15 protein-coding genes are annotated in these 14,996 nt (G+C 33.4%); all 15 read left to right on the forward strand.

Features of this window, described 5'->3' with window-relative positions; all coding sequences use genetic code 11:
- Position 1: 1 nt before the first annotated feature.
- The 15 genes from DW963_RS04865 to DW963_RS04925 are packed head-to-tail and all read left to right on the forward strand — an operon-like array spanning position 2 to position 14,954.
- On the forward strand, positions 2 to 343 hold the full coding sequence (locus DW963_RS04865) for a DUF2304 domain-containing protein (protein WP_117914069.1): 342 nt from the start codon (positions 2 to 4) through the stop codon (positions 341 to 343).
- Positions 344 to 362: 19 nt separating this feature from the next.
- Positions 363 to 1,166, forward strand: coding sequence for a glycosyltransferase family 2 protein (locus DW963_RS04870; protein ID WP_199669358.1), 804 nt, complete (start codon positions 363 to 365; stop codon positions 1,164 to 1,166).
- A 16-nt stretch (positions 1,167 to 1,182) separates the two neighbouring features.
- Entirely contained in the window at positions 1,183 to 2,025 is an 843-nt protein-coding gene (locus DW963_RS04875) for a LicD family protein (protein ID WP_117914070.1), read from the forward strand.
- Positions 2,026 to 2,034: 9 nt separating this feature from the next.
- Complete coding sequence (locus tag DW963_RS04880; protein ID WP_117914071.1) at positions 2,035 to 3,297, forward strand: lipopolysaccharide biosynthesis protein; 1,263 nt, start codon at positions 2,035 to 2,037, stop codon at positions 3,295 to 3,297.
- Positions 3,290 to 4,168, forward strand: a complete 879-nt coding sequence (locus DW963_RS04885; RefSeq protein WP_117914072.1) for a LicD family protein — start codon at positions 3,290 to 3,292, stop codon at positions 4,166 to 4,168. Before DW963_RS04880 ends, DW963_RS04885 begins: the two co-directional genes overlap by 8 nt.
- Positions 4,169 to 4,192: 24 nt before the next feature.
- The gene (locus DW963_RS13560) at positions 4,193 to 4,327 is read left to right on the forward strand and encodes a hypothetical protein (protein WP_286169028.1); all 135 of its coding nucleotides are present in this window, start codon (positions 4,193 to 4,195) and stop codon (positions 4,325 to 4,327) included.
- A complete protein-coding gene (locus DW963_RS04890; protein WP_158568617.1) occupies positions 4,321 to 5,958 on the forward strand; it encodes a DUF2142 domain-containing protein in 1,638 nt (545 codons plus the stop codon). The genes DW963_RS13560 and DW963_RS04890 overlap by 7 nt, the downstream gene beginning before the upstream one ends.
- Before the next feature lie 33 nt (positions 5,959 to 5,991).
- A complete protein-coding gene (locus tag DW963_RS04895; RefSeq protein WP_117914074.1) occupies positions 5,992 to 6,396 on the forward strand; it encodes a hypothetical protein in 405 nt (134 codons plus the stop codon).
- Between the two features lie 35 nt (positions 6,397 to 6,431).
- The gene (locus DW963_RS04900; protein WP_117914075.1) at positions 6,432 to 7,640 is read left to right on the forward strand and encodes a sulfatase-like hydrolase/transferase; all 1,209 of its coding nucleotides are present in this window, start codon (positions 6,432 to 6,434) and stop codon (positions 7,638 to 7,640) included.
- Between the two features lie 28 nt (positions 7,641 to 7,668).
- Complete coding sequence (locus tag DW963_RS04905) at positions 7,669 to 8,661, forward strand: hypothetical protein (protein ID WP_117914076.1); 993 nt, start codon at positions 7,669 to 7,671, stop codon at positions 8,659 to 8,661.
- On the forward strand, positions 8,622 to 8,747 hold the full coding sequence (locus DW963_RS13565; protein WP_286169030.1) for a hypothetical protein: 126 nt from the start codon (positions 8,622 to 8,624) through the stop codon (positions 8,745 to 8,747). The genes DW963_RS04905 and DW963_RS13565 overlap by 40 nt, the downstream gene beginning before the upstream one ends.
- A 10-nt stretch (positions 8,748 to 8,757) precedes the next feature.
- Entirely contained in the window at positions 8,758 to 10,350 is a 1,593-nt protein-coding gene (locus DW963_RS04910; RefSeq protein ID WP_117914077.1) for an MBOAT family O-acyltransferase, read from the forward strand.
- Positions 10,351 to 10,369: 19 nt separating this feature from the next.
- Complete coding sequence (locus DW963_RS04915) at positions 10,370 to 11,161, forward strand: ABC transporter permease (protein WP_117914078.1); 792 nt, start codon at positions 10,370 to 10,372, stop codon at positions 11,159 to 11,161.
- 31 nt (positions 11,162 to 11,192) lie between these two features.
- Entirely contained in the window at positions 11,193 to 12,428 is a 1,236-nt protein-coding gene (locus DW963_RS04920) for an ABC transporter ATP-binding protein (protein ID WP_158568618.1), read from the forward strand.
- Between the two features lie 24 nt (positions 12,429 to 12,452).
- Entirely contained in the window at positions 12,453 to 14,954 is a 2,502-nt protein-coding gene (locus DW963_RS04925; protein WP_117914079.1) for a glycosyltransferase family 2 protein, read from the forward strand.
- Positions 14,955 to 14,996 lie beyond the last annotated feature (42 nt).

Below are 14,996 nucleotides of genomic sequence, written 5' to 3' on the forward strand. Positions count from 1 at the left end.
TATGACATTAAGTTTAAAAGTTGTTTTAATAGTTATTTCGATACTTACATGCTTTTATATTGCAAGAAAGTTAAGAAAATCACAGATGAATATTAATGACACTGTTTTCTGGATATTTTTTGCACTCGTGCTGGTGCTATTAAGTGTGTTTCCGGGAATCGCAAGCTGGGGAGCAGATGTTTTAGGATTTCAGGCAGATGTTAATTTTGTATTTGTTGTTGTTATTTTCCTGTTAATATTAAGGGTATTCGTTATGTCTATTAAGATATCAGTTCTTGAAGACAAATTAAGAAATCTTACAGAGGAAATAGCTGTAAGAAATAATATGTCAGAGAAAAAGTAAGCTAAGGAAGGAAATAGTTATGAATAAGGACATAAATACTAATCACACATTTGCAATATGTGCGTATAAAGAGAGTCCATATCTTGAAGAGTGTATACAATCTCTTATAAATCAGACTGTTAAGTCTGATATATTGATAGCTACAGCAACACCAAGTAAGTATATTGATGATATTGCAGAAAAATATAATCTGAAAGTATATGTAAATCATGGGGAACATGGAATTACACAGGACTGGAATTTTGCGTATTCTAAAGCTGAAACAGATTATGTGACTATTGCACACCAGGATGATAAGTATAATCCTTCATATGTAGAAAATCTTATGGCATATACAAAGAACGCGAAAAAACCATTAATTTTCTTTACAGATTATGCAGAAATTCGTGATGGAAAGATGGTTGAATCCAACAAATTATTAAGAATTAAGAGGATCATGTTATTCATATTGAGGCCTAAGTCAATGTGGGGAAGCAGATTTGCAAGAAGAAGAGTACTTTCTATGGGTTCCCCAATATGCTGCCCGTCTATAACATACTATAAACCAAACCTTATGGAACCAGTGTTCTTAAATGGTTTCAGATCTAATGAAGACTGGGAGGCAGAGGAAAGAATTTCACAATTAGATGGAGAATTTATATTCTGTAACAAGATTCTCACATATCACAGGATACATGAAGACTCAGAGACATCTAAGATAATACATGACAGTAAAAGATCAGAAGAAGATTATGCAATGTATCGTAAGTTCTGGCCATCTGGTATAGCACGTATATTGACTAAGTTATACAGCAGCAGTGAAAAGTCAAATAATATCAAGTAAAAGGGAATAATTAACAATGAAGGAATACGATGAAGCAACTTTGAAAAAAGTACAGCAGACCGAATTGGGAATACTTAAGGATTTTATTAAGGTATGTGAAGAGAATAATCTTACATGGTTTGGCGATGCAGGTTCAGGAATTGGAGCATTAAGACATAAAGGATTTATTCCATGGGATGATGATATTGATGTTGTCCTGCCAAGAAAAGATTTTAACAAGATGATAGAAGTCTTTAAAAGAGATTATAGTGATAAATATTCTATAGCTAATGTTGAGACTATGGAAAACTATCCACTCATGACGACAAGACTTATGTTAAAGGGAACTAAATTTGTTGAAGAGCCATTGAAAAATCTGAAATGCGAATTAGGAATATTCCTTGACATATATCCATATGATAATATTCCGGACAGTGATGAGGAGTTAAAGAAACAGGCAAAACGTGCATGGTTCTGGAGCAAAGTACTTATATTAAGACATGTTGCATTTCCTGTGCTTCCTTATAAAGGCTTTAAGGCAAAGCTTACACATGCAGTTACAGGACTTATCCATGCGGGAATGGTTGTGTTCAGAATATCTCATAAATGGATTGCAGGAAAATGTCTTGAGATAGCTAATATGTATAATGACAAAGAAACAAAGAGAATGGCATTTTTGTTTGATACTAATCCATATTGGCACATAATGGTTAAAGAAGAGGCATTTCCTTTACAGATATATGATTTTGAGGATGTCAAGATGCCTTTGCCAGCATGCGAAGATAAAAAGTTAAGAAAAATGTATGGTAACTATATGGAACTTCCGCCAGTGGAAAAGAGAAAAAATCACTATCCATATAAACTAGAATTCAATGATTAAGAGGTTTGAATGAATTTTATATACAAAATAATGGGTGTTGACAAAAAACCGGATGATAAATATAAATATATCTGGTTTACTATGGGAACAGCCTGTTTTGCTTTAGCAACACTTGTAATGACAATTGTAATAAGCCGTTTATTAGGAGAAACACAGGCTGGAATGTTTTCAGTGGGTTTATCAATTGCACAGTGGCTTGTTACAATTGCTTATTTTGAAATAAGAACATTTCAGGTTACAGATGTAAGAAATGAATATTCTTTTAAGTATTATCTGACATTAAGAATCGTAATGTGTATAATAACATTTCTGGCTAGTATAGTTTATGTTGTATTTAATAATTATGATATACAGAAGGTAATTATTATATTGCTTGTCTGCTTATATAAGATATCAGATTCTATAGCAGATACATTTGAAGGAGAATTTCAGAAGGAAGACAGAATAGATATTTCAGGAAAGTCTGAATTTTACAGAATTTTTTTCAGCATACTGGTTCTTATTATAGCTGTTGCAGTAAGCAAAAACCTTATACTGGCACTTATTATTATGAATGTAGTTGCATATGGAATGATTGTGCTCCTTGATATCAGCATTGCTGTTAAACGTGTAAGTGTAAGAATGACAGGGGACAGGAAAAGATTATGGGAACTTGTAAAGATGTGTATTCCTCTAGCCGTCAGCACATTTCTTAGTACTTACATTATTAATTCATCAAAGCTGTCAGTTGACAGGGTTCTTGGTGATGAAGCACAATTATATTACACTGCAGTTTTTATGCCTAATATGGTGATTAACCTTTTTAGTGGAATAATATTTAAGCCAATGCAGACCGCTATGGCAGTTAATTATTATGAAAAAAAATATAAAAATTTCTGGCATATTATAAGCAAAATGATTTTAATAATAACAGGATTTACATTCGTATGTGAGGTTGGAGCATATATATTAGGAATTCCGGTTTTATCATGGCTGTACGGAGTTAATCTTAAAAAATATAAACTTACACTACTATTATTATTATTGTGTGGTGGAATTAATGCAGTTAATATTATTTTTTATTATGTTCTTGCAATTATGCGTAAGCAAAAATATATGACAATTCTGTATATCATAGTATGTCTGGTATCATTTTTAATAATGGATACTATGACAGTAAGAATGGGACTTACGGGAGCATCATTAGGATATCTGATACTTGTATCATTGCTGGCGGCATTATTGTTAGTGTATATCATTATTCAGACCAGGAGGAACACAAAAAATGAATAGTAATAAACAGTATGACCCTAAAATACTTAGGAAATTACAGCTGTCAGAATTGTCAGTTTTTAAAGATTTTATAAAAATATGTGAGGAAAATAATCTACAATATTTCTTATTTGCCGGCTGTGCTATAGGTGTAGAAAGACATCAGGGGTTTATTCCATGGGATGATGATATTGATATAGGAATGCTAAGAGAAGATTATGACAAGATAATTAAGATAATAAGAGAAAAATATAGTGACAAATATAATGTATTAGATATAGATTCTTATAAAACATTTCCGTTTTATAATGCTGAAATTGCAAGAAAAGGAACAAAGAATATACCATTTGTTTTTAGAGATGCTAATGTTCCTATGGGGATAGATGTGGCAATTTATCCGTTTGATAATGTTCCTGATGATAAAGGGGCACGAAAAAGACAGACTATGTCAGTGTTTTTCTGGAGTAAACTTCGAATTTTACGCGAGTTTGACAGACCGGTTCTTTTTCTAAAGGGATGGAAGAGAAAGCTTGTAAGTGCAATCTGTATAATAGCTAACAGAATTCTTAAGTGGACTCATTTTTCAAGAAAATTTATTAACAAAAGATATTTAAAGAGTGCAACAAAATATAATGGACAGAAGACAGAGTGGGTATCATGTTTCTTTGGAGAGATGCATCCGTTAAAGCAGGCCATAAGATATGATGATTTGTTTCCGCTTGCAGAAGGCCCTTTTGAGGATATTGTTGTTAAAATACCAAAGAATAACGATGTATATTTAAAGCGTATGTTTGGTGATTATATGGTGATTCCACCTGAAAGCGAAAGAAAGAATCACTTATCAGAAATATTAGAATTCGGACCATTCGAAGAAGAGATAAATGTTGATTAGAATGTAATAACATCGGAGGATATAATGGCAGAGGTTAAGGTGATTAGTAAAAAGAAAAAACTGATAGTGACATTTATAATAATGCTGATATTAGTATTTTTATTTAACAGAGCTATGTACTGGACGGAATTCAGTACATGGAAAATAAAGTTATGGTAGCAGTAATAAGCCTGACAGGTGTTATTGGAATGCCATTATTTCTTACATATGTTAAATCAGTATCTGATTATATTGATATGTTTATAAGCAATAAGATGCATCAGATTAAAGCATTAAAGAATAACCGGAAAAAGGTGCTGTTATATACAGCACTTTTTGTGGTTATTATTATAGCAGCTGTTTTATTGGAAAAACTTATATTAAGCAGAATATCTGGCGGTTATTCATATCTTAGAATGTATTTCTGTATGGGAGCTGGAATACTTATATTTGCAATTGTGTTGTGCGGAAAGATAGCATATAAGCGTGTTGAGGTTATATTTGCAGCAGCAGCACTTATAATGGGGATTACTTATATAATGGTTTCTCCAAGAAATCTGCTTGTAACATGGGATGATGAGACTCATTATTTAAGAAGTGTTTCAATAGCAGATGCCTTTGATAATACCAAGTATAATGCAGAAAGCTCATTTTATGATTCACAGGCGGCAACATATATGTATTCACAGGGAGAAATAACAGAGGAAGAATACAAAGCAATTCTTAATGATGTGGAATATCAATATGAATTAAAATTAACAGATATCAGATTTGGAAGTGAAATCGGAAAAGAATTTGTTGCATATATTCCGGCGGCAGCTGGCATAATTATGGGAAGGGCATTGGGACTGTCATTTTTCCATACATTTATGCTTTCTAAAATGGTAATATTATTCACATATGTTCTGGTAATGTATTTCGCAATTAAAAAGCTAAAGAATGGTAAGATTCTTCTGGCTGTAATTGGACTATCATCCACAACGATGTTTATGGCATCTACAATGTCATATGATTACTGGGTAATAGGGTTTACAACTCTGGGGTATTCTTTCTTTATTTCTGAACTTCAGAACCGGGATAAGAAATTAGAATATAAAAATATGATAATGATGAATATCTGCTTTTTGCTGGGAATAGCACCAAAAGCAATATATTTTGTGTTGATGTTTGTTCTTTTATTTATGCCAAAAGATAAATTTGTTGATAAAAAGCAAAGAAAGATATATTATACATTAATTGTAGGTGTAGCAGTATTTCTTATGATGACATTCCTGCTTCCTATGCTTATTGGTTCCTCAGGAACCGGTGACACAAGAGGGGGAGAAGATGTTAATTCTATAGAGCAGATTAAATATATACTTTCTAATCCGGGTGAGTATACAGGAACTCTGTTAAACTTCCTTAAAGAATATCTTGATCTTGACTATGCTGAAGAATTTATTACTTCAATGGCATACATGGGTTATGGAATGGGAACAACAATAACTTTGATGTTAATGGCTGTACTGATGTATATTGACAGGGATGAGAAAAAGATAAAAATGCCATGTGTAAGAGGTGCTTATTTCTTTAGTGCTGCAGTATGCATAGTTTTAGTAGCAACGGCCTTATATATATCATTTACGGAGGTTGGTGCTAACTATATTGCAGGATGTCAGCCGCGATATCTGCTGCCTATCCTGTTCCCGACAGCATATTTTACAGGGGTTGACGGAGTTCAGATAAAGATTAATAAAAATGTAATGACAGTGGTATCAATAAGTATAATGTCTTACTTTTTTATGGTAGGAATGTGGAATACATGTTTTTAGTAAGTTTTAAGTGTGATATATGAGGATGTAAAAATGGATAAAAAGAAAGAAAAAAAGAATATAAAAGATTTTATTCCTGCTGTTTTGGTGTCATTAGCAGCAAGTTTTATGCTTATGGTATTTGCACCAATAGAGATATATTATTCCAATCAGGATCAGTTCTGGTTTGAGATAAAACAGCTGATTCCGGTTGTGGCATGCCTTTTTGTGCTTTTATTTATTGGAAGCCTTATTATATTAGGCATAATGTTTTTAATTAATACAAAGGTTTATAATATTGGACTTGCAATGTATTTTATAGCATTTATAAGTTCATACATTCAGGGAAATTTTCTTGTTAAGAATCTTCCTGGGTTAGATGGTACACAGCCAGTATGGAAGGATTATATATCTGAAGATATCAAACTATTGTTGTATGGGTTGTTGTATCAGCAGTAGTTATAGCATTTTCAATAAAATTCAAGCCGGTAATTATGAGAAAAGCAGTAAGTATAGTATCAGTATGTATGTTCCTTATGATTGCTGTTACTATGGTAACTGTAGTTCTTACAACTAAGGTGGCTGATAAAGATTATGAAATGGTTGTTACAGACAAAGATGAGTTTGAGATGTCTTCAGACACCAATTTTATAATATTACTGTTGGATGCAATGGAAGGTGGAACATATAATGAGGTTGCCCAAAATCATCCTGAATATGCGGAGATAATGAAAGATTTTACATATTATGATAATACAGTATGCGGATATACTTTCACCAAACAATCGATTCCATTTATTTTATCAGGAATATGGTATGAAAATGAGAGACCTTTTGAGGAATATGCGGCAGATGCATATACTAATTCACCTTTTCTTACAAAGTTAACCCAGAAAGGTTATAAAATGTCTCTTTATGAGCCAGAATTATATACAACAGATGAGGAACTGTATAAATTCAGTAACATTATAAAGAATAAAACAGGAATAAGTTCATATTTCACATTTTTAAAGAGGGAAATACAGATAAGCGGATATAAGTATGCACCATTTGTACTAAAGAGATTCTGCATGGTAGGAGCACAGGATTTTGAGGATTTCAGAGCTAATCCTGATGATTGTAAGGCATATACATATGATAACGAAACATTTTATGATGAAGCTAAGAATTCTGAAGTAACAACAACTAATGACAAAACATTTAAGTTTATACATATATGGGGTGCACATGTTCCATTTGTCTTTGATAAAGATATGAACAGAATAGAAGAGGGTACTTATGCACAGAATGTAGAAGCATGTATGACAATGACAGATGCATATCTTAAGAAACTTAAAGAAAATGGTGTATATGATAATTCTGTTATTATTGTTATGGCTGATCATGGATATGGGCTTTCTTATGGACCAAGAAACAGACAGCATCCGGTTCTTTTCGTAAAAGGAAAGAATGAAAGTCATGATTACACGGTGTCAGAAGCTCCTATATCTTATGATGATTTACAGGAAGCTTTTTCAAGACTTCTTGATGGGGCAACGGGTGAGGAAGTATTCGATTATAAAGAGGGAGACGAAAGAAAGCGCAGATATCTTTATTTTGAGTATGAACATGAAGAGATTCTTGAGGAATTTTATCAGGAAGGATATGCAGGAGATTTAGATACATTGAAAGCAACAGGCAGAAAATATATATATAGTGAGTAAATGATCTTATGTTTTTATAATGGTATAGATGTGTAGATGGAGGAGTAATCATGCAGCAGAAGATAAAGCCGTATATGAAATGTCTGATATTTATAGCAGGATTGATAGTTATTGTGGCATTATCAGATTTTCTTTTTGCAAAACGGGATATATTAATTATATAATCAGACAAGCAGATTCTAAAGAGAATAACGAGAATGTATTTATTCTTGGTGCATCACATGCGAGGTGTGCGATAGATCCGGCTGCTATTGAGAAAAATTCGGATGACAGGGTATTAAATATGTCTATACCAGGAGAAACAATAAAAGATTCATATTATCTTATACAGGAACTTAACAGAACTAACGATGTTGAAAAAGTTATACTGGATATAGATTATAACTACTGGTATGGAAATCTTGGTGAAGGATGTTTTGCTGAGCCGTTTCTGTACAACCAGTATAGCTGGACTTCACCGGTAAAGTGGAAGTACCTGATAGAAAATACAGATATGATGGACTTCAGAAATTCGTTTACTAAAAAATTTGTATATAAATACGAATTAGAAGACATAAAAGCAAATGTGAAACAGAAAATGTCGAAAGACTATAAGGCTGCCAATATATATTCACTTGATACAAGTGATGCAGGTGGTCCATATACAGGTAAGGGATTCTTTGCATTACCGCTTCCGGCAGGAAATCCGGTTGGAGAGGAGTATGTCAAAGGTCAGATGGGTATTGAAAAACAAGATGTTAATCCTTACCCGGAAAAATATTTTAGAAAACTCGTCAAATATTGCAAAGATAATAATATTGACTTAGTCTGTGTGACATCACCTATAACCCCATCAAGTAAAAAGAGACTTGGGATAGAAGAGGCTTACAGAAAGCTGAGAATGATATTTGATGAACTTGGTGTCAGATACTATGATTTTAACTTATGCTTACAAGAAGTGTTAGAAACTAAAGATACAGATTTATCGATAAAGAAGGACATATGGGAGGAGAGCTTGCTTATAGATATTCAGCTGTATTAGCAGAGGTTCTTGAAGAGGATGAGAAAAAGACGCTTGATACTTCAGATTATTTTATGATACATATGAAAAGATGTATCAGAGTATAGGAGAATAGATATGTCATTCACAACTACAGTATATTTCGTATTTTTATTAATAGGACTGGTATTTTATTATCTGATTCCTAAAAATTACAGATGGACAGTTCTGCTCGTTATGAGTTATATTTATTATCTGTCATACAGACTTAAGGCAGTAGTGTTTATTTTATTTACGACAATAACGGTTTATTTGTTAGGAATCATGCTTGAACGTATCCAGAATGGAGCTGATGCGTATCTGGCACAGAATAAACAGGTGCTGTCAAGAGAAGAAAAGAAAAGTTACAAGAATAAGATAAAGCATAAAAAAAGAATATATCTTGTTATTGCTTTATTACTTAATTTTGGAATGCTTGCAGCAATAAAGTATAGTGGATTTGCTATAAGTGGGGCTAACTATATATTAAGAGCCGTTGGAACCCGGAAACAGTTTTCATTATTTACAATAGTTGCTCCAATTGGAATATCTTTTTTTACATTTCAGGCAATGTCATATATAATTGATATATATCAGGGGAAATATGCATGCGAAAAAAATTTCTTTAAGTTTGCACTGTTTGTATCGTTTTTTCCGCAGATAATGCAGGGACCAATAGGAAGATATAACAGACTTGCTCCAACGCTTTTTGAGGGAAATGAATATTCATTGAAGAATATCCAGTTTGGAATACAGAGAATAGGATGGGGTATTTTTAAGAAACTTATTATGGCAGACAGAGCTGGAGTATTTGTAAACGCTGCATTTGCAGATATCAACCAGTTTCATGGAATGATAAGAATAATAGGACTTCTTATGTATTCAGTACAGTTATATATGGATTTTTCCGGTGGAATTGATATAGTTATTGGTTCTGCACAGATGTTTGGTGTCCGTATGGACGAAAACTTCAGACAACCATATTTTTCTAAATCCATAGGAGAATTCTGGCGTAGATGGCATATTACACTGGGAACATGGATGAAGGATTATATATTCTATCCATTTTCTTTATCCAAGTGGTCTAATAAGGCTGCTAAATGGGGAAAGAAGCATTTAGGAGATCATCTTGGCAAAATGCTTCCAATATGTTTTGCAAATTTGCTGATATTCTTTATTGTTGGTGTATGGCATGGCTCAGAGGCAAGATATATTGTATACGGATTGTATAATGGTGTTATAATTGCATTAAGTAATCTTTTATCCCCAGTTTATAAGAAAGCGTTTAAGGTATTTCATATTAATTCTGAAAGCAGGATATGGAAAGGCTTTCAGATATTAAGAACATTTATACTTATAAATATAGGATGGGTATTTGATGTAAGTGTGAGTGGAATGCATAGCGCAATAAATACACTAAAGATGTTTATTGTAAATCTTGACTTTGCACAGGTGAATACACAGACATTTGCTGCAATTGGATTAGAGACAAGAGATTTTGTGATAATAGGAATCGGGTGTATAGTTGTCTTAATTGTCAGTATAATTAAAGAAATGGGAGTTAATGTAAGAGAAGCTCTTGCGTTAAAGCCATTGCCGGTCAGATGGACGGTATATTATGCATTTTTTGCTGCAATAATAATACTTAGTTATGTAACAGATAACAGTGGATTTATGTACGCGGCATTTTAATCAGCAGAATGGAGAGAGTATGAATCAGATTAAAGAAATATATGAATACAGGGAAATGATAATAAGTCTTGTTCGAAAGGATTTGAGAGGAAGATATAAGGGCTCAGTTCTTGGATTTTTCTGGACGTTTTTAAATCCTTTGTTGCAGCTTGTTGTATTTACACTTGTGTTTTCTATTATTATGAAACAGGAATACGAGCAGTATTACATATTCTTATTTGTTGCACTTGTGCCATGGATGTTCTTTGCATCGAGTGTACAGGATGGCTCGACAAGTGTTTTAAGAGATAAAGAAATGGTTAAAAAGATATATTTCCCACGAGAAGTACTGCCTATTGCAACTGTAACAAGTGGATTTGTGAATATGCTTCTTACATTTCTTGTTATATTTGTTGTCCTGATTTTTTCGGGAAGGGGAGTTAATCCGGTTGCGTTATTGTGCCTTCCTGTTGTTATGATAGTTGAATATATTCTCTGCCTTGGTGTAGGACTTATCGTAGCATCAGTAACAGTATACCTTAGGGATTTGCAATATATTCTTGGAATTATTGTCATGGCACTGCAGTATCTTACACCTGTAATGTATGGAGTTGATGTTGTTGAGAATGCACATGTTGGTAAATGGCTGATTACAATGTTTAACCTTAATCCAATGACATCAATTATTAAGATATACAGGCAGATTCTTTATTATAAAGTTGTTCCGGAATTAAGCGACCTTTTATTATCACTTGTTATGGGAATTGTATTTATTGTTATTGGAGAATTGCTTTTTACAAAGCTTCAAAAAGGATTTGCAGAAGAATTTTAACAGATATATGCATATAGAAAGAGAGATTACCATGGAAAATCAGGTAGCAATTGAAGTAAAAAATGTCACTAAGAGCTTTAAGGTTTACTATGATAAGGGAAAAGAATTAAAAGAAAAAATGCTTTTCTGGAAGAGAAACAAATTCGAAAACCGTGTTGTTCTTGATGATGTGAGCTTTACTATTAAAAGAGGTGAAGCTGTCGGTTTAGTAGGAAAGAATGGTTGTGGTAAGAGTACAACACTTAAGATGTTAACAAGAATTATTTATCCGGACTCTGGTTCAATCACAATGCATGGAAGAGTTTCTTCACTTATTGAGCTTGGAGCAGGGTTTCATCCAGATATGACAGGAAGAGAAAATATCTACACCAATGCATCTATTTTTGGACTTACAAAGAAGGAAATTGATGCCAGACTGGATGATATTATAAGTTTTTCAGAATTAGGCCAGTATATTGATAATCCGGTAAGAACATATTCATCGGGTATGTATATGAGACTTGCCTTTTCGGTAGCTATTAATGTTGATGCCGATATACTTCTTGTGGATGAAATACTTGCTGTTGGAGATGCGAATTTTCAGACAAAATGTTTTAATAAGATTAGAGAAATCAAAGGACAGGGAACAACTATTGTAATTGTATCTCATTCTTTGGGTCAGATTGAGCAGATATGTGACAGGTCTATATGGATTAAGGATGGCAGGATTGAAAAAGAGGGCGATCCTAAGTCTGTTCATCTTGAGTATCTTGACTATATGAATAATGAGAGAATGGATGAAGAGGAAAGAGCAAGAGTTAAACAGCAAAGAATTGAGTCTGGTCTTGAAGATGAAAACCGTTTTGGAACTGGTAATGTAAGGTGTACTAATGTCAGACTTTTAGATGATAATGGAGACGAACAGGGAATATTCAAATGTGGTGGCAATATGACAGTACAGTTTGATTATCATGTCAACAATCCGGTTGAGAATGCTATTATCGGTGTAAAAATTAATAGAATTGATGGTGTATATGTATATGGTACAGATACACGAATAGACAAATTCAAGAATTTTGAAATAACACAGGATGGAACTATCAGCCTCACATTTAAGGATATGCCGCTTATTAAGGGACAGTATTATCTCGATATAAGTATAGAGTATTCAGAGGGACTTCCGGAAGATTATCTTAAGCATGCAGCAAAGTTTGAGATAGTTTCAAGTCTGGAAGATATGGGAATTGCACTTGTTTCACATGATTGGGATATTTCAAAGATAAGATAGTTTTCAAAAAGGTTGGAGTGAAAGATGAATAAAAGTAAATATATAGATAATATTCAGTTTAGTGAAAATAATAATAAGCTTCATGCACATATTGTTGGATGGTATACAGGTGGAAAGATAGATGACCATCAGTTTTATGTAGTTGTAGATGGCAGTGAAGTAGAATCACATTTTGAGAGAGTAGACCGTTTTGATATCGCAAGCCAGAACAATATGAGCAGTGGTAAAAGAATAGGTTTCAATCTTGTGAGTGATATAGATGGATATGAAGCTATAGAAACATTGCAGCTAAGGGTAAGGAATGCTGGAAAAGATGAGCTTTTATTAGAGATGAATAAAAGAAATATCAAAAATATAGTTGCCCAGACAGCTATAGAATATAATATTGATGAGGCAATTCTTATCAACTCTGAAGGAAAAGAAGCAAGATTAAAGGTTACAGGATGGGCTGTAGGACATGGTGGAGATCTTTCAGTAAAATTTACAGATAAAGCTGGAAATGAGCTTAAGCATACAAGCAAATATTTTAACAGAGTAGATCTTTATATGAGAGGATATGCAGATGATCCTAAAGATAAAATAGGCTTTGAAACAGAGATTTTAACTGATAAAGAAGACGCTGTTATTCATCTTAGTATGGGCAGATATAAAAAAGATGCTGATATATTCTCGGAAATCAGGAAACAGGCAAGAGCAAGAAAGAGAGCACACATAAGACAGTTTACATCAATTGCAACACCTGGTAATGTTGCACATCTTGTTGGATATGGATTTAAGCACGGATTTGGAGATTTAAGAGAAGAAGCCTATAGAATGATAACTAATGGTGAAGAATCACAGGAGGTTATTTATCAGAATTGGTTTGAAAAACATAAAGTCACAAAAGAAGAGCTTGAAAAACAGGCAAAACATAAGTTTGACTATGAACCTGTTATCAGCATTGTTGTGCCAACATACAACACTCCAATAAAATATTTAAGAGAGATGATTGATTCTGTAGTGAACCAGTCATATCCACACTGGCAGTTATGTATTGCAGATGGAAGCGGCGGAAACAAAGCTCTTGAAAAGACTCTTAAGGAGTATGCTGATAAGGATAAGAGAGTAAAATATCAGATTCTTGAGAGTAACAGAGGTATTGCTGGAAATACAAATGCTGCACTTGACATGGCAGATGGAGATGTATTAGGGCTTCTTGATCATGACGATACATTGGAGCCGGATGCTCTTTATGAAGTTGTAAAATGTTTTCAGGACAGGGAAGTTGATGCTGTATATACAGATGAAGATAAGATCCTTGGACCTGACTGGAGAAATGTTGAAGCGCATTTTAAACCGGATTTTAATCTTGATTTATTAAGATCAAACAACTATATCACACATTTCTTCTGTGCTAAAAAAGAGATTATTACATCAGTAGGTGGGTTTAAAGAGAAATATGATGGTGCACAGGATTATGATGTTATTTTAAGATGTTATGAGAAATCAAGAAAAGTGGCGCATGTAGCTAAGATTCTTTATCATTGGAGAATGCATCCTAATTCAACAGCTGCTAATCCACAGAGTAAATCTTATTGTCATGTTGCAGGACAGAAGGCTATACAGGATCACCTTGACAGAGTTGGTGTTAAGGGTGAGGTAATAATGAGTGAAGTATTCTGTACATACAGAGTAAAGTATGAAAGAGAATCCAGCCCATTAGTTTCAATTGTAATACCTAACAAGGATCATATTGCTGATCTTAAATTGTGCATAGATTCTGTTCAGGAGAAGAGTTCATATAGAAACATTGAATTTATTGTTGTAGAAAACAATAGTACGGAAAAAGAAACATTTGAGTATTATGATTCTGTTCAGAAACAGTATGATAATGTCAGAGTTGTTAAATGGGAGAAAGAATTCAATTATTCTGCAATTAACAATTTTGGTGTCAGGTTTGCTAATGGTGAGTATATTTTACTTCTTAATAATGATACAGAAATCATTAACCCAGAATCAATAGAAGATATGCTTGCAAACTGTATGCGTAAGGAAGTTGGTATTGTCGGTGCCAAGCTTTTCTATAATGATGATACTGTTCAGCATGGCGGAGTAATTCTTGGATTTGGTGGAGTTGCAGGACATGCATGCGTAGGAATTGATAAACGTGACCCGGGTTATTTTGCAAGAGCCTTCTTAAGTTGTGATTATAGTGCAGTTACTGCTGCATGTATGATGATTTCTAAGGAGCTTTATAATGAAGTGGGTGGTTTCTCTGAGGAATATGCAGTTGCATTTAACGATGTGGATTTCTGCATGAAGGTAAGAGAAAAAGGATACCTTGTTGTATATGATGCATTTTCACAGTGGTATCACTATGAATCAAAGTCAAGAGGATTGGATGATACAGCAGAAAAAATGGAAAGATTCAAGGGCGAAGTAGACAGATTTCAGGAGAAATGGAAAAAACAGCTTGATGCAGGAGACCCATATTATAATAAGAATTTCTCACTTACAAAAGCTGTATTTATGCTGGATAAGGAATAGCTGGTTGTATGTGTAATTACACATGGATAAGGAAGATGGTAT

Source organism: Eubacterium sp. AM46-8 (assembly GCF_003466705.1).
Taxonomy (GTDB): Bacteria; Bacillota; Clostridia; order Lachnospirales; family Lachnospiraceae; genus Lachnospira.

Coding starts and splice junctions, on each gene's coding strand:
- DW963_RS04865 (WP_117914069.1), top strand. CDS start 2: ATGACATTAAGTTTAAAAGTTGTTTTAATAGTTATTTCGATACTTACA.
- DW963_RS04870 (WP_199669358.1), top strand. CDS start 363: ATGAATAAGGACATAAATACTAATCACACATTTGCAATATGTGCGTAT.
- DW963_RS04875 (WP_117914070.1), top strand. CDS start 1,183: ATGAAGGAATACGATGAAGCAACTTTGAAAAAAGTACAGCAGACCGAA.
- DW963_RS04880 (WP_117914071.1), top strand. CDS start 2,035: ATGAATTTTATATACAAAATAATGGGTGTTGACAAAAAACCGGATGAT.
- DW963_RS04885 (WP_117914072.1), top strand. CDS start 3,290: ATGAATAGTAATAAACAGTATGACCCTAAAATACTTAGGAAATTACAG.
- DW963_RS13560 (WP_286169028.1), top strand. CDS start 4,193: ATGGCAGAGGTTAAGGTGATTAGTAAAAAGAAAAAACTGATAGTGACA.
- DW963_RS04890 (WP_158568617.1), top strand. CDS start 4,321: ATGGTAGCAGTAATAAGCCTGACAGGTGTTATTGGAATGCCATTATTT.
- DW963_RS04895 (WP_117914074.1), top strand. CDS start 5,992: ATGGATAAAAAGAAAGAAAAAAAGAATATAAAAGATTTTATTCCTGCT.
- DW963_RS04900 (WP_117914075.1), top strand. CDS start 6,432: ATGAGAAAAGCAGTAAGTATAGTATCAGTATGTATGTTCCTTATGATT.
- DW963_RS04905 (WP_117914076.1), top strand. CDS start 7,669: ATGTGTAGATGGAGGAGTAATCATGCAGCAGAAGATAAAGCCGTATAT.
- DW963_RS13565 (WP_286169030.1), top strand. CDS start 8,622: ATGGGAGGAGAGCTTGCTTATAGATATTCAGCTGTATTAGCAGAGGTT.
- DW963_RS04910 (WP_117914077.1), top strand. CDS start 8,758: ATGTCATTCACAACTACAGTATATTTCGTATTTTTATTAATAGGACTG.
- DW963_RS04915 (WP_117914078.1), top strand. CDS start 10,370: ATGAATCAGATTAAAGAAATATATGAATACAGGGAAATGATAATAAGT.
- DW963_RS04920 (WP_158568618.1), top strand. CDS start 11,193: ATGGAAAATCAGGTAGCAATTGAAGTAAAAAATGTCACTAAGAGCTTT.
- DW963_RS04925 (WP_117914079.1), top strand. CDS start 12,453: ATGAATAAAAGTAAATATATAGATAATATTCAGTTTAGTGAAAATAAT.